We start from the raw sequence: 25,288 nt of genomic DNA on the forward strand, positions 1-25,288 counted from the left end.
TATTATATGAATCTGTTAAAATAATAAGCCAACGATTGTTGCTGATAAGAAACTTACTAATGTTGCACCAAAAAGTAATTTCAAACCAAATCTTGCGACTACATTCCCTTGTTTTTCATTTAAGCTCTTAACTGCCCCTGCAATAATCCCAATTGAAGAGAAGTTTGCAAACGATACTAAGAATACAGATATAATCGCTGTCGTTCTAGCTGAGAAATTAAAGTTTCCTTGTGCTAAATCTGTCATAGCGACAAATTCATTCGATACTAATTTTGTTGCCATAATATTTCCGGCATTAACTGCTTCATGCCAAGGTACACCCATAATAAATGCAAATGGTGCAAATACATAACCAAGAATTTCTTGGAATGAGATACCGATTACACCTTTAAATACTGCATTAATGAATGCAATAAGAGCAACGAAACCAATTAACATAGCTGCTACTGTAATCGCAACTTTAAACCCATCTATAATGTATTCCCCTAATACTTCAAAGAAGGTCTTTTTCTCTTCTTCTTGTACTTCTAACATATCCTCTTCTTCTGTAACTTCATACGGGTTAATAATAGAAGCAATAATGAAGCCACCGAATAAGTTAAGCACTAAAGCGGTTACAACATATTGCGGTTTTAATAACACCATGTACGATCCAACGATAGACATAGAAACGGTAGACATTGCAGATGCACATAATGTATACATTCTCTTTTCTGGCAATAATCCTAGTTGTTTCTTAACTGAAATAAACACTTCAGATTGCCCTAAAATCGCAGAAGCAACAGCGTTATATGATTCTAATTTCCCCATTCCATTTACTTTACTTAATACTAGACCGATAGATTTCACAATAATAGGTAATACTTTAATGTGTTGTAAAATACCTATTAAAGCTGATATAAATACGATTGGCATTAATACACTTAAAAAGAATGAAAACTCTTTTTGATTTACTAATCCACCAAATACGAAATTCACACCATCAGCGGCATATTTTAATAATTCTCCAAAACCATCTGCTATTCCGCTAATTAATATATTCCCTACACTTGTATTTAATAATAAAAACCCCAAAATGAATTGTAATATAACCATCGTTATGATTGGGCGATATTTGACTTTCTTTCTATCATTACTAGCAAGCCAAGCGATACCTAAAATCAATACGAGGCCTAAAACACCGATTAAGTATTTCATAAGCCGTCTCCTCCCATTCGTATCCGCTTACATCTTTTTCAATTGTTAAAGCAATAGATACACTTTACTTTAAATGTGTATCTATTGCCCTTTACTTCATTATTGATTAGTAGTTATCTGTAGCACCTTTTGCATCATTTAATACGATTGCAACACTAGCACTTGCTCCAACGCGAGAAGCTCCAGCCTCTACCATTTTGTCTGCATCTTCACGTGTACGAACGCCGCCAGATGCTTTTACACCAACGTTTGGTCCAACTGTTTTACGCATTAATGCGATATCTTCTGCAGTTGCTCCGCCAGTTGAGAATCCAGTTGAAGTTTTTACGAAATCAGCACCAGCTTTTACTGATAATTCACAAGCACGAACTTTTTCTTCATCTGTTAGAAGGCAAGTTTCAATGATTACTTTTACAAGAGCTTTTCCTTTTGCTGCTTGTACTACTTCATAAATATCTTTCTCAACGAACTCATTGTCGCCATCTTTTAAAGCACCTACGTTGATTACCATATCAACTTCAGTTGCACCTTTTGCGATAGCATCTTTTGTTTCGAATGCTTTTGTTTCAGTAGTGCTTGCTCCTAATGGGAAACCGATTACAGTACAAACGTCTACATCATGTCCAGCTAATTCTTCAGCAGCTAGCTTTACCCATGTAGGATTAATACAAACTGAAGCAAATTTGTATTGCTTTGCCTCTTCGATTACTTTCATAACATCTTCTTTAGTAGAATTTGGTTTTAAAATTGTATGGTCAATTAACTTTGCAATGTTCATTATCTTCACTCCTCATATCTTTTAACAACTTCATTCTAACTCTTAGTTGAACAAATGTAAATACACTTTTGAAATTTTGTTCACTCTTTTACAAAAGGGAATTTCTTGTAGTAGATACGGTGCATTCTAGCTGTGAAACAATTCATATACATCACAAGTTGAAATCAAAACTTTTATGTTAACACTGGTAGTATGTATCTCAATATCCATAATTATTTTTAAAAAGGAAGTTTGTGTTCCAAGAAGGACTCCTATCATTTATACATAACAAAATAAAAGGCTTTCTCAAAATTAATATTTTGAGAAAGCCTTTTATTTCTAATCTTTTTGATAATGTAACAATTCTTTCGCCGTATGCTGATCGATAATTAATACATTTGCATACCCGCCACGTAACGCACCATCAATTGCTTTTACTTTTCTATTACCACCTGCAACTAAAATAGAACGTTTCTTTAATTTAAGTTCCTCTAACTCAATTCCAATTGTACGCTTATTAATTTCTTCGCTACTAATATTTCCGTCTCCATCAAAGAAACGTGAACAAATGTCACCGACCGATTGTTTTTTCAAAATGTTCGTTTCATCCTTATCGAAATATCCTAATCGGAATAATAGCGCTTCGTCTCGCACTGTTCCAACAGTGAAAACTGCAATATTCGCTTGTTTTCCCATTTCGATAATGTGATGAATATGTCTATCTTGCTCCACTAATTCTTTTGTCACTGCATTATCAAATATAACTGGAAGGGGTAGATTTCTTGGCGTCGTTTGAAAAGCATCTGCAAATAAAGCAATCGTCTCATTCGCATATGTATTTACACTTGAGTGACTAATGCCACCTTTTAATTGGACAACCTCTACACCTTTCACATGTTGCGGCACGATTTTTCTAGCGATTTCATACATCGTCATTCCCCAGCTTACACCAACGATATCACCAGTTTTCACTGTCTTTTCCATATACTCAGCAGCATACTTACTAATATACTCCGTAATCGTTGCATATTCTGGTACTGGAGAAAATACGACATGCGCTTCTAACAGGTTGTACTTTTCTTTAAGTAAATTCCCAACGTTATCTAAATCAGCAAACGGATCGGCTATGCTAATTTGAACAAATCCTTTTTCTTTTGCGTACTTTAATAATCTAGAGATCGTCGGTCTTGAAATATTTAATTTGTTAGCAATTTCTTGCTGACTATAATCTGATTGATAATATAATCTTGCAACTTCAACGCTTAACTGTTGTTTATCTTTTTCCATAGTAACTTATTACAAACCCTTTCCTGTATTTCCCTTTCGTTACAAGCATTATACAGCTTTATGCAAGAAATTTCGACTACCGAATTTTATCCACCTAAACTTCTACTGCACTTAGTATATACAATAAAACTTTATTGTGTAGCTTCATAAACTCAATACAGATGATCTTGAAGCAGATAAAGTGAAACTTTAATCAGTGGGGGGGTGTCCATCCCCCACTGATTATTAGCCCTCACCAATCGGGCTTTTACGGGCAGTTGATCTCCCACCTAAATCCCCCGCATTCCCCAAATTTTGAGGTGGGAGTCTTACTGCCCGCAAATAGCGAGATAAATCGATTCATATTCAATTCATTCTTTTTGTTCTTTCTGTAGTAACGATAACAAAACCCTTCAATAACAAACATTAAATATTGTTTATGGAACTTCCTTAACGTACGGTAAAACCAAGTTTTTTAACATAGAAATTCCTTAGCGTGCGAAATTCACATTTTGCTGGCGAGACCCCATACCCATCAAGCTAAAATTTTAAAGTACCCCCCAGAATGAAAATTCTATTCATTATTAACTACTGATAACGAGAATTATGTGAAATATGCCCTTTTTATAAAAACTATTAAGGTAGGATTTTTATTTTTTGATATATTATACCATTTATTTAATGGTATAATATGGTTTACATTCTATGGACTGGAGTTGAATGAATGAGTGAGTATTATAAATACAAAAGGTGAAATTAAAAAAACAAAAAGAAAAGTATTAATAACTATACTTACTATGTTAGTAATTATAATTGGATTTGGATATTGGGAATTTTTTAGTTTGCAAGGTGTTCCAAAAGGTGAATTAATTCGAACAGTGAAATCTCCAGATGGAAAATATCTCATTAAGACTTATTTTCATAATGCAGGATCATTAAGTGCGGATGCTGTTAGGGGTGAATTAGTTAACCTTGATACAGATTCAGAAAAAAATATATATTGGAACTATCCAGATACGGATCCATATATTGAATGGGTAAATAAGAATATTGTTAGAATTGGAGATCAAACTTTAGATATTTCACAGAAAGAAACCTATGATTGGCGTGATGATGATAAGCACGTTAAAGAAATGCCTAAACAATTTATTAGATAAAACAAGAAAAATTAAATTTATTCAATCTTATTTGTTTAACTATAGATAGGATTATATGAGTGAAAAGTCCCTTTAGAAGATCTAAAGGGACTTTTTTAGGTTTCTAGATACGACTACTGATAATTGGTGTTATATTAAGGAGTCTCGCCACATCGTCATCAAGCTTAGAAATTGATGGTTCCCAAAAACGAAAAAACGAGCTAACTTCTCATAGATAACTGTGGAGAGATAATAATTTTGTTTTGTGAGTCCTTCAAAATATTGACAACATGGAGATAGTGTTAGTTATTGTTTAAGTTGATGACTCTAAGATACCAGTTTAGTTGACCTGATAGCGATGTATGCGTACTCCTAAAAAATTTACCTTTGGCATCAGGGAAATTAAATAGGGTGATAATTATTACAAGTGAATTAGGTTTCCTGTGAATTTTAAATTAAAGGTCTTATCCAAAGTTGAGAAAAATCCACATATCCAAAATATTTCATCTTAATATTCGTTAAATCTGATGAAAAAGGAATTTGACGTGTATCATAGTATAAGGGAATCATAATAGAGGATTCTATCAGTTCTTTTTCAAGATTCTTATTTAATGAAGCCCACTCCTCAAAATGTGTATGTTTGTATTTAGAAAGGTGTTTTTTTAGTGATTTATTTGTTTTTAAAACCTTAGCCAATGGTGAATATCTAGCTGTTAAAAAATAATAAAATGATATCTCTTGATTCATCTCGAATACTTCACCATGAATAAAGAGATCGACTTGTTCATTAAGTTTTTCATCCCTAAGATAGTTTTCAAATGGAACCCATTTAACTTGAAAAGGTATATTTTCTTTTTCTAAGATATTCATTAACCATTTTGTTGTCGCTTCTGTATACTGAGTAGCTTTTATAATAAGTGGTTCTTTAAATTCGGGACGTTTTCTTTTTGAAATATTGACTTGATGATCTATGTCTTTCAAACAGCTTTTAATATTTGGGATTTTTTGAGAATCATATTCATGAATATGATTCATATTGTTAGCGATAATAGAATGTAAGTAATTACGAACATCTATGTGTTGAATTGACGAATTACGCCAAGCATTCATAATTATAACACCGAAACCTGAATTCCTTTCTACTTGAAAGGTAGAATTACTTTTATGGTGTTTGGAAGATTGATAAATAGTATCAAATTCTAGAGGGACCTGAATGAATTCTACTGTATCTAGCAAAGGTCTTTCTTGAAAATAATCATGAAATGCTATCAATGATGTTTTCTCCTGGTTATTCTCTCCTATATAAAAACCACCGGTTCCTATGATTTGGCCGTTATTTTCTTTATAAATGCTTGTATTTATCATGCATAACATTTGTAAACAATAACTACAACTATCTGGATAATGTATATCAATAATTAATGGTGATACAATCTCTATTTTTTCTATGGGTGCCCATAAGTCTTTATAGTATTTATGACTACGTAGTTTTGAGAGACATAGTTTCACGTCAGCCGCTGTTAAGATGGATCCATCATGAAATTTTATAGACTTTTTTAAATATAGTCTAAGCTTAGATTGAGTTAAATCCCAACTGTGAGCTATTTCAGGGAATATGTTCCCCTTTTCATCCATATAAACAAGTCGATTGAAAACGTTCGCGACAATATGTGCACTATGTACATCGGCAGCCTCGAGCGGGTGTGTTGTTAAAAAGGGCTTTCTTCTAGGAATAATTAATTTATCATCCGAATTATGTATATAGCCAAATTTTGAATGAAACTTAGTCATCAAGCGTAGTTTACTGTTTGGAGACCAATTATATAGTAAATATTTACTGCTTTTTTCAACAGGCTGTTGATCCATAATTTCCATTACTTGTGACTCATAGATTTGTTCTATATTTTTCAACCATTGAAGAGAGGAGGAATTTCCTCTGCCTTTTCCAGAAGTGAAAGTCAGCCAATCTTCATCCATCCATTTATGTAAGTAACGTACTGTTTGCTTTGTACTTAAATTAAAAAAATCTGCTAGGTCTTGTATTTTTATATTTCCTGAAGAAAATGATTGCCATAGATTCAGTAAATTTTTATCCATTTTCCTATCTCCTTTTATAAGTGGACATGTTTTTCTGGATATGTCCATTTTTAGTTTGATAAGTCTAGTTTAATATAACATTAGACAAAAGGAGGAGATACGATGAATTGGAAAGACTTTGAGCAAAATATAAAAGTACGCTTAATTACATCGTTTTTTAATCGTGCTGTTACATCAGCAGTAATGCCTTTCATGGCATTGTTTTTTGCTCAAGAAATAAATAAAGTATGGGCCGGGTTATTTTTAATCTTAACGGTTATTTTGAGTTTTTTTTCAAATTTAATTGGAGGTTACATTTCAGATCGCTTTCAACGAAAGAAAATCTTATTGTTAACTTCTTTTTCTAGTACTTTGATGTTTTTATTCATGACTTTAAGCTTATATCCTACAGATAAGATGATTTGGTTATTTGCAATTGCTTATGTAGGTTTTATAATATCTAGCAGTCTTGGGCGCCCATCCATGCAAGCTATTATCATAGACTCAACTACACCAGAAAATCGAAAGGCTGTTTATACAATTGACTATTGGCTTATGAATCTTTCTATGGCAATTGGTGCAGCATTAGGTGGTTTTTTATACATTAATCACCAAAAAGAGTTGTTTATATTACTGACTTTTGTTTCTGCTACATTACCAATTGCTTATAAAATTTGGCTAGTTGCAGAAGTTAAAGAGTACTTAGAAAAAAGGAATGGAAATATAGTACTTGATCTAATTCAAAACTATAAAGTTGCTATTCAAGATAGAGCATTTTTAAGAGTTGTAATAGGGTCTACCTTCATATTTGCGGCAGAGTTTTCTTTAAACAGTTATATTGGTGTACGACTTTCAGAAACATTCAATCCAATAAGCATTGGGAACTTTGAAATAGTAGGAGTGAGGATGCTAAGTATTCTTAACATACAAAATATGCTTTTAGTAGTATGTTTAACGTTTATTGTAAATAAATTTACAGATCGTCTAAGTGGAAAAAAAGCGTTACTTTTAGGTCTTGTGCTATATGGTGTAGGCTATGTGACAGTAACATCTGCAAACACTTGGTACGTACTGATTATTTTTAATTTTATTGCCACTGTTGGTGAACTTGTCTACTCCCCAATCAGAAATGCAGAACAAGCTAATATGATTCCGGCTGATAAAAGAGGATCGTATTCAGCTTTTGCAGGTCTAGCATATATTGGTGCGGATCTAACTGCAAGAATGACTATTATCATTGGTGCATTTTTGGTTCCTACGATGATGTCCGTTTACATTGGTATCATTGCAATAATGGGGACATTCCTCTTATACACTGGACTGTTTGTTAGAACCAATATTCAATCTCAGGAACGGTTGAATAAAATGTCATCATAATATAATACTTTAAATGAAAAAATACGCTATTCTTTCTATAGAATCGTAGGAAAGGATGGCGTTTTTTATGTCTATTTCTGTATCTAACGAGTTACACCTATTTGCTCAGGAGATTCAAAGTTTTTTATCTCCAAATACCTTACGGGATCTTGCTAGAGATGTTGGTTTTGTACAGCGAACCAGTAAATACCAAGCAAAAGATTTAGTCGCTTTATGTGTATGGATGAGCCAAAATATCGCTACAACTTCTTTAACTCAATTATCTAGCTGTTTGGAAGCATCAACAGAAGTACTCATCAGTCCTGAGGGACTGAATCAACGGTTTAATAAGGCGGCCGTCCAACTTTTACAATACCTACTAGCCGAACTACTAAGCAAAAAATTGGCCGCATCTATGCCGATTTCTTCTCCATACACTTCTGTTTTCAAGCGTATTCGTATTTTAGATTCAACTGCATTTCAACTCCCGGATGTATTTTCATCGGTTTATCCAGGTGCAGGAGGATGCAGCCATACAGCTGGGATAAAAATTCAACTTGAGTATGTTCCTACATATTCATACAGGTCCAGGTAAACAACATGATCGCACTTACGGCTCTCTGTGTGCCCCAACTGTGACGGCAAATGATTTATGTATCCGAGATTTAGGTTATTTTCATTTAAAAGACCTTCAATATATACAAGATAAAGAGGCCTACTATATCTCTCGTATCAAGTCGAATACACGTATTTATCAAAAAAATCCTAACCCTGATTATTTTCAAGATGGAAGAATTAAGAGAGGTACAGAGTATATACAGGTAGATATGGAGACGGTAATGAACTCTCTTCAACCAGGACAAACATGTGAAATAGCTGATGCTTATGTAGGTATGATTGATAAAGTGCCAGCTCGTGTAATTGTTCATCGATTAACAAAACAACAGCAACAAAAACGATTACAAGATCAAGCTGTAAGAGAAAAAAAGAAAGGAATGAAGTATTCTCCTCGTAGTAAACGACTCAGTGGTATCAATGTATATATGACAAACACCCCTACAGATATTGTCCCGATGGGACAGGTACATGACTGGTATTCTTTGCGTTGGCAAATCGAAATTTTATTTAAAACGTGGAAGTCATTCTTTCAAATTCATCATTGTAAAAAGATAAAACCAGAACGATTGGAGTGCCATTTATATGGTCAATTGATTGCCATTCTACTCTGTTCTTCTATCATGTTTCAAATGCGCCAATTGCTCCTCATGAAGAAAAAACGAGAGCTTAGTGAGTATAAAGCCATATATATGATTAAAGACTATTTTCTTCTTCTATTCCAAACTATACAAAAAAACACCCAAGAGCTATCAAAGGTGTTACTTCGCCTGTTCAATCTCCTACAGCAAAACGGGCGGAAATCTCATCGATATGAGAAAAAAACGGTCTTTGATATATTAGGTGTCGTTTACAATTGTACCCTGTCTGATAATCAAGCCGCTTAATTCAAAAAAGTGAAACCCGTTAGGGTTTATTTCGTATGCAAATCTTTCAATCACCTACACTTGCCCTTTAGAAAAAAGAAACAATCTCGCCTAAAATTGACTTTGCATAAGCTTAGCTTGATAGCGATGTGGCGAGACCCCATGGCCATCAAGCTAAAGTTTTAATGTGCCCCCCAAAATAAAAATTTTCTTTCACTACAGTTAATTACTTTGAGAAGTCAGCGGATTTTTTCATTTTAGGGGGATTTTGTTTTGTTAGCTTGATAGTGATGGGATACAGCCAACATCTTGGAAGTTTTATATGCTAAGCGAATTTTAACCTAAAAAAGCCGAATTCCTGTACGTTAAGTGAAGTGGCATTTCATTCACATAATCCCTATTATCTGAAGTTAATAAAGTCTGTTACACTCTCTTCTTTAAAAACGTTTCCATAATATCCTTCTTGAATCTTTCATAATCAAGCTGAAAAGCTACATTATGCGTTTTATAGCCTGGATTAGTAGCAAAACGAAAGTCTGCAATACTTTGACCAAATCCTTCTCCTTGATCAGGAATTACTTTAACGGGTACTCTTGAAAGGCCAACAGCCTCTTGATTCAGCAAATACCACACTGTTACAAAATCATGCATAGGGCTTCCACTTATACCAGGATTAGACTTGGAGTAAAATTTATAATAATAGTCTAACATAGGTTTGATGATGAGTCCTGCAAGGTCCTGTGTATTCCGATGAAATGCATCAATTTGCTGGACCATTTCGGGTGTAACAATCGCATGTTGAGTCACATTTAAAGGAATAATTGTCAAGTTCTTTGCATGCTGCAGAATTAAGTTTGCTGCATAAGGGTCTGAGTAAAAGTTAGCTTCAGCCACAGCAGTTACGTTACCTGGATAGAAAAAAGCTCCACCCATGCAAATGCATTCTCTTACGTTTCTCATTGTTTCTAAATTCAACACAAAAGTCGTAGCTAGCGAAGAAAGTCTTCCTAAATTGATAATTGTAAGATCTTCTAAATTTGATTCTATAATTTGATAAATATCATTTAAAGGATAAACTGGATATGAAATTTCAGGAGGAATGATAGGTCCTAATCCGACTTTTCCATGTACCTCAGGGAAATACTGAATCAATATACCTGTCAACGGTACAGAAGCACCAAGGAATACAGGTATCTCTTCTCTTCCCGCAATGTACTTCAAATAGTTAATATTTCTTATTACATTTTCTCTGGATACATTTCCATAATCGGCTACAATTCCTACAAGTTGAATGTCTTTACGAAAAAAGGTGTACAGTATAGCAAACGCATCATCAATCCCCAAATCTGTAAACAGGAGAACCTTTTTTTGCATATCTCTTCCTCCAAAATCTATAGAATCCTACTTTCACTAATGATGTAGTGATCAGACTAAGCTTGTATGTATATATTTTATGTATTCTTAAATAGTTGATTCTATTCACTTGAAATAGCTTTGCTCATCTAAATTTGATATTATGTTCAAGCGTAAGTTTCTGTTCTTAAGTTCATAGGCATGTTGTGCTATCCCATACCCATCAACTTAAGAATTTTTTAACACCCCAAAACGAAAAAACAAGTTAAATTCTCATAGATAACTATCTTATAATTAATTATATAATTTATTTTGCGATATAATAATATAAAGATATTACCCTTAAAAGTGGGATTCAAATTGGTTAAAAACTTACCTTTACTAATTTATTTTGATACTAGATGTAAGTTCTTCTACATTAAGTACGAACGGATATTTTTCTCCAGTTATAGAATGGTCTTTAATGATTATAAGTATTATTTTAAACATTACTGCAGTTATAGGTTTATCACTACACGTCTTTGTATATCAACCTATGAAAAGATTTGAAAAAATTAAAATGAGACCTTCAAATAAAATAATTATATTTGAGGTAACACCACATCGCCATCGAGTGTTGATTTAGAAAAAAGTTTAATTATAAATATTTTATGATATTCAATAAATTTAACTTTTAAAAATATTTTTATTCTTATTCAACTATCCTGCCCCGTTAGTTTAAGTACATTTCTTCACAATTTTTACAGTGATAGTAACATAAATACCCAACAAAAAATCATCTCACCTCTAGAAATCTATAATGGTAGTTTTAGAATAAGTAAATAAGAGAAATAACCACCATTGATTATTTCTCTTTTCATATACATATTTATTTTTGGAAAAATAACCTAACTCCAAATGCTAATAATACTGTACCAGTAATCCCCTCTATTGTACGGTTCACTTTTTCTTTTCGTAAAAAAGTTCTTAATTGACGTATTAGTGAGATATAAAGTAAATACCATATTGCTGTCAAAGTCGTAAATGTGAGTCCTAACAACAGAAATTGGAAGAGATGACTTTGATTGCTCACAATAAATTGGGGTAGAAAACTTAGGAAAAATACAGCCGTTTTCGGATTTAAGATTGCCGTGGTAAATCCTTGTCTAAAACTTTTAATCGTACCAATATCCTTAGAGTTCATTTCCACTGAACCTGACATATCTTCTTTTTTAGAAAAGGCACTTTTAATTGACTTTACAGCTAAGTAAATTAAATAAAAAGCCCCAGCATATTTTATTAATGTAAATAGCATAGCAAATTTCATTAGGATAGCAGAGAGTCCTAGTGTAGCCATTATTGTATGAATCATCATTCCAGATACCGTTCCTAAGACGGTCCTTATCCCACCATTTCTACCATGCGAGATAGTGTTTTTTGTAACTAAGGCAAAACCGGGACCAGGCATTATTATGATTAGGATTGCTGTAAGGATAAATAATAAATAATTTTCCATGTTTTAGTATTTCCTTTCCAATTTTTAGTTTTGCTTATAGTATAGCTTTTTCCCTTAAAACATTAAATATAAAAAGCGTGATCAGGAGTTTATCGAGGTTATTAGTATCAATTTGACCAAACATTATCCCAAAGCTACATTGATAAAACACACGGCAAACTTATGGGTAAAATTACATGCTCGGCTCTCCACAAAAAACGGGATGAAAAAATAAACAGCAGAACTAGTCCACTGTTTATTTCGTCACACCTTCATGTAATTTTTCTGTATAATCCTTTACATCCTTCCAGCTATCTTTCGCCGTATTTAAATCTTCTTTTATAAACGTAAATTCTTCTGGACTGATTCCTTTTACGTTTTGTAGTAAATTATTATATTTCGCACCTACCGTATACCATTGATTTGATATATTTTGCAGTGCCGTAATTGCTGCATCAATCGTCTCTGTCATATTTGTTGTTTTATTTTTCACATCTGTTAAAATTGCCACTTCTGCTTGCGCTCCTGAAATTCTATCCTTTAAATTGGCTATTTCTCTTTCGGCATTTGCAATATCTTTTTTCGCAATTGCAATCATCGGCCCGCCAGCAAGACATGTTATTAGCGCTACGCAAAGTACACCACCAGCAATGACCATATCATTACTCTTTTTGATTGAATCATTATATGTATTTATTTGTTGCTCTAGAGCTGGAATACCAGCATTCGTACTCGCCAAAATCGAGGTTAATTGATTTGTATCCTCTTTAAAACTATTTGTATCTTTCGCCATTCTATCGCGAAAAGCTTTTAAATCTCCTAATAATACATCTACCTCATTTTGATTCTTTAAAATATCCGCATACAACTTTTCTAAATCCGCTTTTAATTTACCACTATCTTTTTGATCGATAGCTAATAGCATGTCATTATAGTACGTTTGAAAAGTATTATTATAATCAATAATATTTTGATCCGTTTTCATAATTTGAGGTTTCATATTATTTAACCAATAAGCCGCGTTAATTTTTGCATCTCTTTGATGCTGAACCATATTCCCTTTAAACTCACCATTAATTGAACTTATTTTACTCAAATCAGTCTCTTGCTGATTTTGAATTAATTTTGCATATGAATCCATTGCGAATATGCTCGATGTCGTTTGCGCCATTACATCTTGGAACCCTGCTGGTCCGAGAGAATAGTTTTTCGCATTTTCTTGTAATGTTTTTACGTTTTGTTCTGCTGCAAGAGGATGTAAAGGAAACGCATTACTCGTTGCGACTCCAGCAATCATTATCGTTAAAAGACATTTTTTATAGAAATTATTACGCATACTTATCACCTATTCTTTTTATGAGGATATGAAACGTTAGAGGTAAAAAAAGCTCCTGCTCACTACTGAACAGGAGCTCTCTATTATTTGATAAATATTTTATCTATACGTAATGCTATAACAGTTTAATTGTTATTATGCTTTTTTCGTATCTACTACTTTAATATCCTCAGCATAAATCTTTTCTGCATAGTCTTTAATGTTTTTCCAGCTATCTTTCGCAATGTTTAAATCTTCTTTAATGAAAACAAGATCGTTTGGACTAATAGAATCTACATTTTGAAGTAAAGAATTGTATTTTGATCCCATTGTGTACCATTGATTTGAAATGTTTTGCAACGCTGTAATTGCAGTGTCAATTGTATTTGTTAAATACTCAGTTTGCGTTTTAATGTTCGTTAGTCCCGCCACTTCTAATTGGGCAGTTGTAACTTGTCCAGTTATTTTTTGAATTTCAGCTTGTGCATTATCAAGCTCTTTCTTCGCTAATACGATTCCAGCTGTTCCACCACCTACAGCTGCTGCACCACCTGCAATTAGTGCGATTCCTAACGGCGTTCCTGCTCCCGTAGCAATAACAACTGCACCACCGATAATTGCAATTGGTCCTAAAGCTGTCGCAACAGATGAGCCGATAATAATTGCATTATATTTACTAATTGCTTCATTATACGTTGTAATTTGATTTTGCAGAAGCGGAATTCCAGCATCTTGACTAGCTAAGATAGATGTAATTTGATTTGCATCTCCCTTGAAATTTTGAGTATCTGTAGTCATTTTATTTCGGAATTTCTTCAAGTCTTCTACTAACTGATCTACTTGCGCTTTATTTTCATTAATACTACTTGATAATCTAGTTAGACCTTTCGTAAGAGTTGCTTTATCCTTTGTATCTACCGCGGCAACTAAAGTATCATAATAGTTTTGGAACTTCGTATTGTAGTTAATGATATTTTGATTCGTTGAAATAAGCTGTGGCTTCATTACATCTAACCATTGTTTCGCATTTCCTCTAGCTGTATCTTGATGCTGAATCACTTTTCCTTTTAATGCTGCATCAACTGACGATACATTACCAAAGTTAACATTACCTTGTTTAATAATTGTTAAAGCGTACAGATCCATTACTAAAGCGTTTGAACCTGTTCTTTCCATTGCATCTTTCAGGCCTTCTGGTCCTAATGAATATTCTTCATAGTCATTATAAGCTTTTGCTACCGCATGAACTGGAGCTTGTTTCACTGTACTTTCAGCTGCATAAGTATGAGCCGGCATAATGTTCCCTGCTGCAAATACTGCCATAAGTGCTGATAGAGCCATTACTTTATAAGGTTTTTTCGTCATTTCTCTTCTCTCCCTATATCGTTACTTATTTTTCTGTTTAATGTACTTCAATGTTTGTAACGTAATCTTCAAATTGATTCGTTTGCTTATTCATTTCATCACTTACTTTTTTGAGTTGATTGAAATGTTTTTGAAGTAAACTATTGTCTGTATACGTGCCTTCTTCAATATTTGTTTGAATTTGGATCATATTATTATTTAAAACTTTCCAATCTGTTAATAACGTTTCTAAAGTTGCGATTTGGCGATCAATTAGTTCTGTAAAGCTACTTACTTGATCTTCAACGAATGTAATTTGAGTCGCCTCTGATTCAGTTTGTGATAACTTTTGAATAAGTGGTAATAGCTCTTTTTGCTTTTGCTGAATACGCAGAGCTGCTTCCCTCGTTTGACTATCTGCAGCATTTACAATTTCATTACTTAAAGTACCAATAGAAACAAAATCGATTGTTTTCGTTTGTGCAGTTTGATTTGTGATTGTAAATACTTGTTTACCGATATTAATAGAACCTTTAATAATTTCTTGAGGTCTATTCAAAATAATAGTTAGTTCAGCTTGAATTTCCCCTTGAATTCTTTTAATATCTTCTCTTAATTTCACAATATCTCCACTTGATCCTTGAAGTGTTTTTATTGCCTCATCAGCTTTAATTGATAAGTTGTTACTATCTTTGTCTAATACCGATTTAAATCGATTTAACTCTAATAAATCTTGCTCCATACTCTCTTGGATGCTTTGTACTTGCAATTGTAATTTTCCATATGCGCTTGTGAAATCTGCTTTTGCCTGTTCATCTTCATTTACTTTTCCTGCAAGTTCATAGAGCTTACTATAATAGCTATTAAATCTAGTACTATATCTCATCATCTCTTGATTTAAGTCGATTAGCTTCGGATTATACTCATCAATCCACTCTCGTACATTCGCCTTTGCAAATTTTTGATGATTCGTCAAACTACTCATCGCATTTACCTTAATGTCTGGCTGTTGCAAAATAACTAATCCGTATGCTTGTATAAGCGGTGACTGTGATCCTAGCATCCTAATTGAATTGGATAATGTATTTGGAGCAATTACATTTTGCGCATATACTGTTTTCACTTCTGTTTGCCCCTCCTTAGCGTAAGCGCTTACAGGAACGAAGCAACTCGTAGATACTGCTGTAACCAATAACCCTGTAATTAAAGTCTTTTTCACTTTAACTCCTCCTATGTATTAGCAACTATTACTATCGCATTTTATTATTCTATTTTCTTGCACATTATTTGAGATGGTTAAAAACCGAGAACGTTCTCACCGTGATTCATGTACTAACCACCTCTCTCAAATTTTATTGCTACAGTACTTACTTATTGTTATAAAACATTCCATAACTTTTCATATGTGCTTAGTATGAATAATATTGTATAAGTGTTCTATTTTATCGCAATTTCCACATTCATACAGTGAATATATTACATAAAAATATTATTCATTTTAAACTAATTAACGTACGAAAGTATGAAATTTCGTTTTGTTTTCATGTAAGTTTTGTACTGTAAGGTCATTTAAACACAGCTATTAATCCATCGTAAAGAAGTATTTTCATTCCCTTTATTTTCAAGAACTCATGTCTTTATTCCAAAATAAAATCCGATTAACTTTCTCAATTAAAATATCCATATATCACAACAAAAAACACTGCTTACTCATAACTGATAATGTTATATTAATATATCTTTTGAACCCGTATGCAATTATGCATAGTATATGCACAAAAAAGGATAACTTCACTTTCGTGAAGTTATCCTTAAAAAATTTCCTTACTTTTTCAAATGATACGGTACTGTCGTAATAACAACATTTCTTTTATAGAGTAAATACGCACGAATGAGTAAACTAGACTGATTATGAAGAATGTTATGCCAACCTTTTTTCGGAATAAACTGTGGTATAACGACCGTAACTCGGTAATTTGATTCACTCGCCTTATATTGTACTGTATCAATAAATTTTGTTAGCGGCTGAATAATACTTCTATAATGAGAATGTAATGTAACAAGCCTTACTTCAGGTTGCCACTTCTCCCATTTCTCTTCAAATTTCTTTTCCTCTTCTCTGTCAAAAGCAACATACACAGCGATAACTTGATCTGCAGAAAGAGCTTTAGCATAGTTCAGTGAATTTTCTACTACATGAGTCATACCAGCTACAGGAACGACAATTACATTCCCCTCAATCGGAACAATCCGTTCACAAGTTTTTAAACTTAATTGATCGCCCACTGCATCATAATGCTTCTTAATTCGATGGAACAAGAAGATAATGAAAGGTAAGAAAATAAGGATTGACCAAACTTGTGCGAACTTAGTTAAAAAGAACATACTCATTACGATAAAACTAATAACTGCACCAATTAAATTAATCGTTAAACGTAAAATCCATCCTTCAGGCTTTTCACGAAGCCATTTTAGTACCATTCCAGTTTGAGAAAGTGTAAACGGAATAAATACCCCTACTGCATATAGCGGAATCAAGTGTTCTGTTTTCCCCTGAAAAGCTACAATTAAAATAATCGAAGAAATCCCAAGTATAATAATACCGTTTGAATAACCTAGGCGGTCTCCTCTAATTGTAAACATTCTCGGTATAAACTTATCTTTTGCAAGATTAACTGCTAATAACGGAAATGCAGAATAACCTGTGTTAGCAGCAAGAATTAATATTAAAGCTGTTGTACCTTGTATGAAATAGTACATGAAATTACGTCCAAATGTTTGTTCAGCTATTTGAGATACGACTGTTACTTCCTTACTCGGTGTAACTCCGTAATAATATGCTAAAAAGACAATTCCTGTGAATAAAACAGCAAGTAACGCCCCCATCGCAAGCAATGTTTTTGCTGCATTGTTTGGGGCAGGATCTTTAAAGTTTGGAATTGCATTAGAAATTGCTTCAACACCTGTTAATGCAGAACTACCTGATGCGAATGCTCTTAACAGTAAAAACAAACTAATTCCCGCAACTGGTGTTCCAATTGGCGCATGTAAAGTAGGTGAAACGTGCCCAGTTAAAATATTATATATTCCTACACCAATTAATATAAATAATGCTAAAACGAATAAATAAACCGGATATGCTAAAACAGAAGCTGATTCCGTTACGCCCCTTAAATTTAAGATAGTAATCAATATGACAAATATAATCGCAATGATTACATTATGTGCATGTAAGCTAGGAAAAGCAGATGTGAGCGCATCTGTACCTGCAGATACACTTACTGCAACAGTTAAAATATAATCGACTAATAAAGATCCACCAGCTATTAAGCCTGGATTCATCCCTAAGTTTTCTTTTGATACAACATATGCGCCCCCACCATGAGGGTAAGCAAAAATAATTTGACGATAAGATAAAATAAGAGCTGTCAATAATACTAATACCCCAACAGCTATCGGAATGGAATACCAATAAGCTATTGCTCCAAGTCCTGCTAAAGCAATTAATATTTGTTCTGGACCATATGCAACCGATGACAATGCGTCAGAAGACAAAATTGCTAGCGCCTTCGTTTTATTGAGCTTTTGCTCCCCTAACTCAGTTGATTTTAACGGTCTTCCAATTAAAAATCTTTTAATAGATGAAACCACTGCTGTCCACTCTCCAATAATTTTGTACGAACTTTTCTGCTTGTTTCAGCCCATAAACTTTTTTAGAAAACAAAAAATGTCTACAAGCCGTCAAGAAATAGACTTGTAGACATTATATTTTTTGTCGCACAAGCTCCACCTTCCTTCTCAATATAACGCTTACGAGGTTAGCTGTCGGATTCGGGCCTTTGAGTAGCCCTACCTTTTTCAAGGATTCACCCCATTGAATTATGCACTAATTCATTAAAACGGGTCCCCCGCACCATGCGGTTTAAGCGATTTAGAAAATTGAAACTGTGGATTATAATACTCCTTTATTTTTAAAATGTAAACAAAAATTTTTAAAAATAAAAAATTTTAAATGATTGCGCATAATCCGCCGATAAATATACATAATGAATACTAAAAAACCTTAAAGGAGACCCGTATGTCTAAAAAGAAGAAACCGCTTTTTTCTGACTCATATTTAGATGCAGTAGCAACTGAAATTAATCAGTTATATGGTAAACGCGAACAGGAAATAAATTTGACAGAAAGAATTAAAAGAAACAAATAATTTGTCATACTCAAATAAAAAAGATAGCAATACACTTATATATTGCTATCTTTTTTATTATTTCATACATCTAATTATATTATGGATTTATTAAAGGTCGTTTCCTCATACACTTTCAAATTTTGATATACAGCACCTAATGAAGGTGCTTCTATAGAAAATTGTTCTGCTACATACAGTAAGTATCCTTGTAAATGTTCCCCTTCGATGAGTGAGCCTTTTTCCATATCACGCTGCATAGATGACTTCATATCATAAGAAATTTTATCAATCGTTTTCATATGGTCCTCAATAATATTATCTTTAACCGGAGCCCCCAATGCCCTCATAATTTGCACAGATTCCTCAAATAAGTTTCGGATAAAATCACGTCCACCTTCACTCTCACGAATCGGTCCTATTGGTGCACGCATTAATGTTGTCACACCTGACATTACAGTGATAAATAAATATTTATGCCACATATCTTGCGTAATATTTTCACTTAAAACAAAACTAGCTTTCGTATCTGCAAATGCTTTAGAAATACGCTTTATTCTCTCTGAATCTTGAGGTTTAATTTCCCCAAATACAAGTCTGTTTGCAGCACTAGTTTGTACAATTTCTCCTTGATCGTTTAACGTCGTCTCAATAAAGCATAAACCGCCCATTACTTTTTCTTCACCGAATTCCTTTTGTAATAGTGATAAATGAGAGATACCATTTAACAATGGAATTATGACTGTATTTTCACCTACAAATGATTTCAAATCTGTTATTGCCTCGTTTAGGTGATACGCTTTTGTTGAGAATAATATTACATCAAACGGAGCGGTTCTATCTTCTTTCGTTATCAGTTTCGGTTGAAAGGAAAAATCTCCATTAACACTACGAATAACAAGTCCTTTTTCCTCTAATTGCTGTTTTCTTTTGCTGCGAACGAGAAATGTAACATCTTCTCCCTTTTCTACTAATCGGCCACCAAAAAATCCGCCGACGCCACCAGCTCCTAATACTAAAATGCGCATACTACATCCCCCTTTTCATAAAACAATCACACTAGTTTTAGTATACATAATATTATACATGTCTCCTATTAAATAAGCTGAATTTTCATTCTTAAACTAGTGAAAACGAGAGGTTATTTAATAGGAAAATTGGGCATGTTGTTTCTATAGCTTATATGGAAAGGACACAATGTAGATGGAGGCAATACAAACAATCGAAGAAAAAGATGTAACAACAGCTATATTTCAATTTATATTCCCGTTTTCGTTTAAAACTGGATATGAACAAAATATGTTCCCTTTCTTACAAAAAAATAATTTCCGTCCTTTTCGACTCGATCATCTTGAAGATGAAAATACATATTACGGGAAGTTTCAAGTTTCACATCGAAATATGGAAGCATATTATCTTTCATTTACAAATAAAATTCTCTTTCCTCATTCAGAACATCAAAAAGGATTACAGCGCTATTCTAAAGACCTTAATTTAAATGGACATTTAACAACAAATCTTATTTCCGTTCCATTCAAGATACATTCTATTGATGTAACACTTTGTCCTTATGAGCTTGGCTTCTTAACAATTCGAACAGAAGTCAAAACCGCTCCAAACATGACATTATCAGAAGCAATCGAATTCGCTTCTCGATTCCGTGTACTTGAAACTAGAAATGATACAACTGAGACTATTTGTATTGAATGTGATGAAAAAAAATATTCACAAGTAGAAAAACTTATATTCGGCGATTTATTTCATGGCTTAACAGACTTCTTTGAGAAAAAGAGATTGCGGAGTTCTTACTTTCAAACATTTCCATTCTTTGAAGATCAACGAATGTATGTACAAACTTTATTATCCATAAACAAAGAGTCAGACCTTCATGTAGTTGATGTATATCGAGCTTCCAGTCTTTCCGGATTATCAGATGATGGTAAGCCATATATTAGTGCAAATAATGTTCCTTATATTCACGATTATTTAACAAAACATTCTTATCAAAGATGGGCTCCTAACCGTTACTTTATTATGGAAGAACATATTTTTACATGTATTACAAATGAAGGTGAACAAGCAGTCACTAAACTTGCTAGTCAAATGTACGGGGAGTTTTATTACGCTTTATTATTAAATTTATTTCATAAAGTTGTTTTATTAAAGATGGCAAACGCCTATGCTGAACTAAATATTGAACAAGATACAAATGAGATAGAGAAGTTAATTTACTCTATCAATTCGTTTACAGCTAACTATTTTTCTTTAGAATTAGTATCTCAATCACAAAGTGAAGATATTTTCTTCCGCTTAAGAAAACTTTTTAACATTGAAATACTATATACGAATGCCAAGCAAAATCTTGATAGTTTGTTTAAATATCAAGAGAATGTCGCCTCTAAAAAAGATAGTCTTTTATTATTAATTTTAACCCTCTACTCTGTGGTGGGCCAAATGTTAGGGTTTACGATGATTGACCTTTTAAAAAACACTGATTCAAATCATATATCTTCACCCCTTGAATATTTTGCTCTTTTAATAGCGATTAGCGGTATAGTCATTTCCCTCATTTTAGGTGCACAAGGTTTATACCAATGGGCTATACAGCATAGAAGAAGAAAAGCATGGGTAAAACAAACTGTATTATCTGCTGTTAAAGAGAAAGAAGATACAAAGTAAATAAAAAAACAGATGGCAGCACGATGCTACCATCTGTTTTTTTATTTAGCTAATTCTGCTTACTTCCCTGCTTCGATTTTTTCTAATGTAGCAGCTACTTGCTCTTCTGTTAATTCGTGTTGCACGATATAACGATTACGTGGGTGTACACGACATTCATGAGAACATGCACGTAAATGTTTTGCTTCACTTTCTTCAGAACATAAAATTTTCTTGTTACATTCTGGATTTGCACAGTTTACATAGCGCTCACAAGGTTCACCTGTAAAATGATCTTTACCAACGATAACATGTTCTTTTTGGTTTACTGGTACAGCGATACGCTCATCAAATACGTAACATTGACCATCCCAAAGTTCACCCTGTACCTCTGGGTCTTTTCCGTACGTTACAATTCCGCCGTGAAGCTGACTTACATCTTCATGGCCTTCTCGAACTAACCAACCAGAGAATTTCTCACAGCGAATTCCACCTGTACAGTACGTTAAAATCTTTTTACCTTCAAGTGTTTCTTTGTTTTCTCTAATCCAATCTGGTAATTCACGGAATGATTCAATATCTGGTTTGATCGCACCTTTAAAGTGTCCTAAATCAAACTCATAATCATTTCGTGCATCAATGATAACTGTATTTTCTTGTTTCATTGCCTCATAGAATTCTGTTGGTTCTAAATATTTCCCAGTCATTTCTTTTGGGTTAATGTCGTCTTCCAAGCGAAGTGTAACTAACTCTGGGCGAGGACGTACGTGCATTTTCTTAAATGCATGCTCATCCGCCTCATCAATTTTAAAAACGATTCCAGCAAAACGTGGATCATTGTTCATTACTTCCATGTATTTCTCTGTTTGCTCAACAGTTCCAGAACAAGTTCCATTAATTCCTTCTGTCGCTACAAGAATTCTTCCTTTTAACTCAAGTGATTTACAAAATTCTAAATGCTGTTCAGCAAATTCTTCTGGATTTTCAATTGTTGTGTACATGTAATATAGTAATACTCTATATGGTTTTGTAGTTGCCAATGTAGTTCTACCACCTATCTAAATTTTAAAATCATGTATAAGTTAACGTTCATATCAAAACATATATAATAAGAAAATATATACAAAATTGTACTTAGCCTATTTTCTTCTATTTACAATTTTTTCTATAAGTTAACAGAAATAAAAACAAGATTACAGAACAAAACACTACGGTTAGGTTGTAATCCCAATATATTATATATCATACAATTCCATTTCCATCAATTAATATGCTGTAATATAGGCTGTATGTTCACATAAATTTCAAAAACAACCCTATAATTTATTATCTTCTCCCTTATTCAACAACCATAAACTCCCAAAATGTTTTTGCATCGTCACACCATTCATTGCACACAGTCATATAATTTGCATTAAGGAAACTTTTATGTTCAAATAAAATCATCACATAACATATCTAAATGTATTGAAATAATGAGTAAGAATAAGGTGAACACTACTATGAATAAAAATATATCAAAAGATGAACAAGTCCCTTCTCAAAGTACAACAGTTCAATCCGCTCATTTAGCGTTAAGTGGACAAACAAAAGGATTTAAAAGACTGTTACCATTCTTAGGCCCTGCTTTTATCGCATCAGTTGCTTATATTGATCCTGGGAATTTTGCAACGAATATTGCTGCTGGATCCCAATATGGGTATTTATTACTTTGGGTAATACTCGCTTCTAATTTAATGGCTGTATTAATCCAAACTTTATCAGCTAAATTAGGAATCGCTACTGGAAGAAACCTTCCTGAAGTAGCTCGCGAAAACTTCCCCAAACCAGTTTCCATCGGTTTATGGATACAAGGGGAACTCGTTATTATGGCTACAGATTTAGCTGAATTTATCGGGGCAGCACTCGGCTTATACTTACTATTTGGAATTCAGATGTTACCAGCTGCTTTAATTACAGCGGTTGGATCATTTATTATTCTTGAATTTCAACGCAGAGGCTTTCGTCCATTAGAAGCTATTATTACAGGGATGATTTTTATCGTTGTTATCGCTTTTGGTATCCAAGTCTTTTACGCAAAACCGGAATTAAGCCCTCTTCTTTCAGGACTATTTACTCCAAAATTCCAAGGTGTGGATAGCATCTTATTAGCAGCTGGAATTTTAGGCGCGACAGTAATGCCGCACGCAATTTATTTACATTCAGCCTTAACGCAGCGCCGCGTAGTCGGAACAAATGATGAACAAAAGAAAAAGATTTTCCGCTTCGAATTCATTGACATTATTATTGCGATGGTTATCGCTGGAGCTATTAACGCAAGTATGCTAATTGTTGCTGCTGCACTATTCTTTAAAAATGGTCTACATGTTGAAGATCTTGATGTTGCTTTCAATCAATTTAGTAATTTAGTCGGTCCTGTATCCGCTGCTTTATTTGGAATTGGACTCTTATCAGCCGGATTATCTAGCTCTTCTGTCGGTACAATGTCCGGTGATATTATCATGCAAGGATTCATTCGCATGCATATTCCGTTATACTTACGCCGATTTATAACAATGATTCCACCGCTTGTTATTATCGCTTTAGGTGTAAATCCAACTTACGCTCTCGTTATGAGCCAAGTTGTCTTATCATTCGGTATTGCCTTTGCATTAGTACCACTTATTATGTTTACTAGTAGTAAAAAGATTATGGGTGCATTAGTTAACCATCGTATTACAACATTTATCGCTTGGATAATCGCTGCACTCGTTATCGTTTTAAATATTTTCTTACTGTATCAAACATTTGTAGGTTAATGAAAAAGGGATTCCAATGAAAATGGAATCCCTTTTTTCTTTATATGATTTGTATTAATGCCACAAAGTATTTTTAACAAGCCTTTTGATTCTTCCACATCCCAATTTCTATTCAAAATACATTCTGTAATCTATTTCAAAACAATCTGACCCTTACATCTTGAATAATCTTTATTTTCAGATTAAATTATATAATAACAAATACATTTTAGTTTCATATGAACAGGAGTGAATGCATGTTTCCTATATTAAAAACCGACCGACTCATTTTGCGAGAACTTACCGAAAAAGACGCACCAAGTATACTACAATGCTTTTCTAACACCGATGTACTGCGCTATTATGGTCAAAAACCATTACAGAATGTTGATCAAGTAAAGCAAATTATTAATAATTTCAAGTTGAGTTACAATGCAAGAAACGGCATAAAATGGGGAATCGAATTAAAAAACAAGAAAGGGCTCATTGGAACAATTGGTTTTCACGATTGGTCTTCTGAACATAAACGAGCCAATATAAGTTATGCCTTTCTCCCTGAACATTGGGGAAAAGGATATGCTACTGAGGCGGTATCTGAAGTTATATCATACGGCTTCCATACAATTCATTTGAAACGAATTGGGGCAATTGTCTTTCTTGAAAATGAAGCTTCAAATAAAGTGCTATTAAAATTAGGATTTGAAAAAGAAGGGTTACTAAAAAATTATATGTATCAAGATGATATTCCATATGACACGAATATTTATTCTTTATTAAAATCGGTTTAATAGAATTTATGTGTAAAAAACCCTTACTTTTAAAAGTAAGGGTTTTTTACACACTGTGGAGAAAATCTTTTCATGTGTCAACAGTGATAAAAAAGAGGAAAAGATCGCGCCCGTTTGTTGAAGA

At 33.4% G+C, this 25,288-nt stretch carries 18 protein-coding genes, 2 pseudogenes and 1 riboswitch; of the genes and pseudogenes, 8 read left to right on the forward strand and 12 right to left on the reverse strand.

The genetic code is table 11. From position 1 onward, the window contains the following. Positions 1–15: 15 nt before the first annotated feature. The 3 genes from JTF23_RS00090 to JTF23_RS00100 all read right to left on the reverse strand — a co-directional run bounded on the left by JTF23_RS00090 (position 16) and on the right by JTF23_RS00100 (position 3,241). Positions 16–1,197 (reverse strand): NupC/NupG family nucleoside CNT transporter, encoded by a 1,182-nt coding sequence (locus JTF23_RS00090; RefSeq protein ID WP_002158326.1) that lies wholly within the window; start codon positions 1,195–1,197, stop codon positions 16–18. Between the two features lie 106 nt (positions 1,198–1,303). After that, positions 1,304–1,975: a deoxyribose-phosphate aldolase gene (deoC, locus tag JTF23_RS00095; RefSeq protein ID WP_002012110.1), complete on the reverse strand. Its 672-nt coding sequence runs from the start codon at positions 1,973–1,975 to the stop codon at positions 1,304–1,306. Between the two features lie 318 nt (positions 1,976–2,293). Further along, on the reverse strand, positions 2,294–3,241 hold the full coding sequence (locus JTF23_RS00100) for a DNA-binding transcriptional repressor DeoR (RefSeq protein ID WP_204207822.1): 948 nt from the start codon (positions 3,239–3,241) through the stop codon (positions 2,294–2,296). A 707-nt stretch (positions 3,242–3,948) separates the two neighbouring features. Here JTF23_RS00100 and JTF23_RS00105 point away from each other — a divergent pair. After that, on the forward strand, positions 3,949–4,377 hold the full coding sequence (locus JTF23_RS00105) for a DUF5412 domain-containing protein (protein ID WP_002166651.1): 429 nt from the start codon (positions 3,949–3,951) through the stop codon (positions 4,375–4,377). Positions 4,378–4,806: 429 nt separating this feature from the next. Here the strand turns inward: JTF23_RS00105 and JTF23_RS00110 are convergent, their stop codons facing one another. Further along, a complete protein-coding gene (locus tag JTF23_RS00110; RefSeq protein WP_002166652.1) occupies positions 4,807–6,453 on the reverse strand; it encodes an ABC transporter substrate-binding protein in 1,647 nt (548 codons plus the stop codon). A 102-nt stretch (positions 6,454–6,555) separates the two neighbouring features. On the opposite strand from JTF23_RS00110, the gene JTF23_RS00115 reads away from it, so the two are divergent. Together JTF23_RS00115 and JTF23_RS00120 are read left to right on the forward strand one after the other, a co-directional pair. Further along, complete coding sequence (locus JTF23_RS00115; RefSeq protein ID WP_002166653.1) at positions 6,556–7,809, forward strand: MDR family MFS transporter; 1,254 nt, start codon at positions 6,556–6,558, stop codon at positions 7,807–7,809. A gap of 67 nt (positions 7,810–7,876) precedes the next feature. Then, a pseudogene (locus JTF23_RS00120) lies at positions 7,877–9,290 on the forward strand (IS4 family transposase). 402 nt (positions 9,291–9,692) lie between these two features. On the opposite strand, the gene JTF23_RS00125 reads toward JTF23_RS00120, so the two are convergent. After that, positions 9,693–10,643: a nucleoside hydrolase gene (locus JTF23_RS00125; protein WP_204207823.1), complete on the reverse strand. Its 951-nt coding sequence runs from the start codon at positions 10,641–10,643 to the stop codon at positions 9,693–9,695. A gap of 339 nt (positions 10,644–10,982) precedes the next feature. Here JTF23_RS00125 and JTF23_RS00130 point away from each other — a divergent pair. Beyond that, positions 10,983–11,247 (forward strand): annotated as a pseudogene (locus JTF23_RS00130) (hypothetical protein). 243 nt (positions 11,248–11,490) lie between these two features. Here JTF23_RS00130 and JTF23_RS00135 read toward each other — a convergent pair. From JTF23_RS00135 to JTF23_RS00155, 5 genes are all read right to left on the reverse strand, one after another. Further along, on the reverse strand, positions 11,491–12,117 hold the full coding sequence (locus tag JTF23_RS00135; RefSeq protein ID WP_002202409.1) for a LysE family translocator: 627 nt from the start codon (positions 12,115–12,117) through the stop codon (positions 11,491–11,493). A gap of 235 nt (positions 12,118–12,352) precedes the next feature. Further along, on the reverse strand, positions 12,353–13,432 hold the full coding sequence (nheC, locus tag JTF23_RS00140; RefSeq protein WP_204207824.1) for a non-hemolytic enterotoxin subunit C: 1,080 nt from the start codon (positions 13,430–13,432) through the stop codon (positions 12,353–12,355). A 135-nt stretch (positions 13,433–13,567) separates the two neighbouring features. After that, on the reverse strand, positions 13,568–14,776 hold the full coding sequence (gene nheB, locus JTF23_RS00145; protein WP_002200902.1) for a non-hemolytic enterotoxin NHE subunit B: 1,209 nt from the start codon (positions 14,774–14,776) through the stop codon (positions 13,568–13,570). A 37-nt stretch (positions 14,777–14,813) separates the two neighbouring features. After that, positions 14,814–15,974: a non-hemolytic enterotoxin NHE subunit A gene (nheA, locus tag JTF23_RS00150; protein WP_204207825.1), complete on the reverse strand. Its 1,161-nt coding sequence runs from the start codon at positions 15,972–15,974 to the stop codon at positions 14,814–14,816. A 605-nt stretch (positions 15,975–16,579) separates the two neighbouring features. Further along, complete coding sequence (locus JTF23_RS00155; protein ID WP_204207826.1) at positions 16,580–18,406, reverse strand: APC family permease; 1,827 nt, start codon at positions 18,404–18,406, stop codon at positions 16,580–16,582. A 141-nt stretch (positions 18,407–18,547) separates the two neighbouring features. Continuing rightward, positions 18,548–18,694, reverse strand: a riboswitch (cyclic di-AMP (ydaO/yuaA leader). A gap of 139 nt (positions 18,695–18,833) precedes the next feature. Here JTF23_RS00155 and JTF23_RS28070 point away from each other — a divergent pair. Continuing rightward, the gene (locus JTF23_RS28070) at positions 18,834–18,962 is read left to right on the forward strand and encodes a hypothetical protein (RefSeq protein ID WP_286674613.1); all 129 of its coding nucleotides are present in this window, start codon (positions 18,834–18,836) and stop codon (positions 18,960–18,962) included. Positions 18,963–19,036: 74 nt separating this feature from the next. On the opposite strand, the gene panE is transcribed toward JTF23_RS28070, so the two are convergent. Then, the gene (gene panE, locus JTF23_RS00160) at positions 19,037–19,969 is read right to left on the reverse strand and encodes a 2-dehydropantoate 2-reductase (protein WP_204207827.1); all 933 of its coding nucleotides are present in this window, start codon (positions 19,967–19,969) and stop codon (positions 19,037–19,039) included. A 175-nt stretch (positions 19,970–20,144) separates the two neighbouring features. On the opposite strand from panE, the gene JTF23_RS00165 reads away from it, so the two are divergent. Further along, positions 20,145–21,620 (forward strand): hypothetical protein, encoded by a 1,476-nt coding sequence (locus JTF23_RS00165; RefSeq protein WP_204207828.1) that lies wholly within the window; start codon positions 20,145–20,147, stop codon positions 21,618–21,620. 59 nt (positions 21,621–21,679) lie between these two features. Here JTF23_RS00165 and trhO read toward each other — a convergent pair whose 3' ends face one another. Next, positions 21,680–22,639: an oxygen-dependent tRNA uridine(34) hydroxylase TrhO gene (gene trhO, locus JTF23_RS00170; RefSeq protein ID WP_002158338.1), complete on the reverse strand. Its 960-nt coding sequence runs from the start codon at positions 22,637–22,639 to the stop codon at positions 21,680–21,682. Positions 22,640–23,101: 462 nt separating this feature from the next. Between trhO and JTF23_RS00175 the strand changes: the two genes are divergently transcribed. Together JTF23_RS00175 and JTF23_RS00180 are read left to right on the forward strand one after the other, a co-directional pair. Next, on the forward strand, positions 23,102–24,397 hold the full coding sequence (locus tag JTF23_RS00175; protein ID WP_204207829.1) for an Nramp family divalent metal transporter: 1,296 nt from the start codon (positions 23,102–23,104) through the stop codon (positions 24,395–24,397). 236 nt (positions 24,398–24,633) lie between these two features. Further along, positions 24,634–25,164, forward strand: coding sequence for a GNAT family N-acetyltransferase (locus JTF23_RS00180; RefSeq protein WP_204207830.1), 531 nt, complete (start codon positions 24,634–24,636; stop codon positions 25,162–25,164). The last annotated feature ends 124 nt before the right edge of the window (positions 25,165–25,288 follow it).

Source organism: Bacillus sp. RIT 809, assembly GCF_016892495.1.
GTDB lineage: Bacteria > Bacillota > Bacilli > Bacillales > Bacillaceae_G > Bacillus_A > Bacillus_A cereus_U.

Excerpts from the sequence above, each read along its gene's own strand:
- JTF23_RS00090 (WP_002158326.1), bottom strand. The coding sequence starts at position 1,197 with ATGAAATACTTAATCGGTGTTTTAGGCCTCGTATTGATTTTAGGTATC.
- deoC (WP_002012110.1), bottom strand. The coding sequence starts at position 1,975 with ATGAACATTGCAAAGTTAATTGACCATACAATTTTAAAACCAAATTCT.
- JTF23_RS00100 (WP_204207822.1), bottom strand. The coding sequence starts at position 3,241 with ATGGAAAAAGATAAACAACAGTTAAGCGTTGAAGTTGCAAGATTATAT.
- JTF23_RS00110 (WP_002166652.1), bottom strand. The coding sequence starts at position 6,453 with ATGGATAAAAATTTACTGAATCTATGGCAATCATTTTCTTCAGGAAAT.
- JTF23_RS00115 (WP_002166653.1), top strand. The coding sequence starts at position 6,556 with ATGAATTGGAAAGACTTTGAGCAAAATATAAAAGTACGCTTAATTACA.
- JTF23_RS00125 (WP_204207823.1), bottom strand. The coding sequence starts at position 10,643 with ATGCAAAAAAAGGTTCTCCTGTTTACAGATTTGGGGATTGATGATGCG.
- JTF23_RS00135 (WP_002202409.1), bottom strand. The coding sequence starts at position 12,117 with ATGGAAAATTATTTATTATTTATCCTTACAGCAATCCTAATCATAATA.
- nheC (WP_204207824.1), bottom strand. The coding sequence starts at position 13,432 with ATGCGTAATAATTTCTATAAAAAATGTCTTTTAACGATAATGATTGCT.
- nheB (WP_002200902.1), bottom strand. The coding sequence starts at position 14,776 with ATGACGAAAAAACCTTATAAAGTAATGGCTCTATCAGCACTTATGGCA.
- JTF23_RS28070 (WP_286674613.1), top strand. The coding sequence starts at position 18,834 with ATGTCTAAAAAGAAGAAACCGCTTTTTTCTGACTCATATTTAGATGCA.
- panE (WP_204207827.1), bottom strand. The coding sequence starts at position 19,969 with ATGCGCATTTTAGTATTAGGAGCTGGTGGCGTCGGCGGATTTTTTGGT.
- JTF23_RS00165 (WP_204207828.1), top strand. The coding sequence starts at position 20,145 with ATGGAGGCAATACAAACAATCGAAGAAAAAGATGTAACAACAGCTATA.
- JTF23_RS00175 (WP_204207829.1), top strand. The coding sequence starts at position 23,102 with ATGAATAAAAATATATCAAAAGATGAACAAGTCCCTTCTCAAAGTACA.
- JTF23_RS00180 (WP_204207830.1), top strand. The coding sequence starts at position 24,634 with ATGTTTCCTATATTAAAAACCGACCGACTCATTTTGCGAGAACTTACC.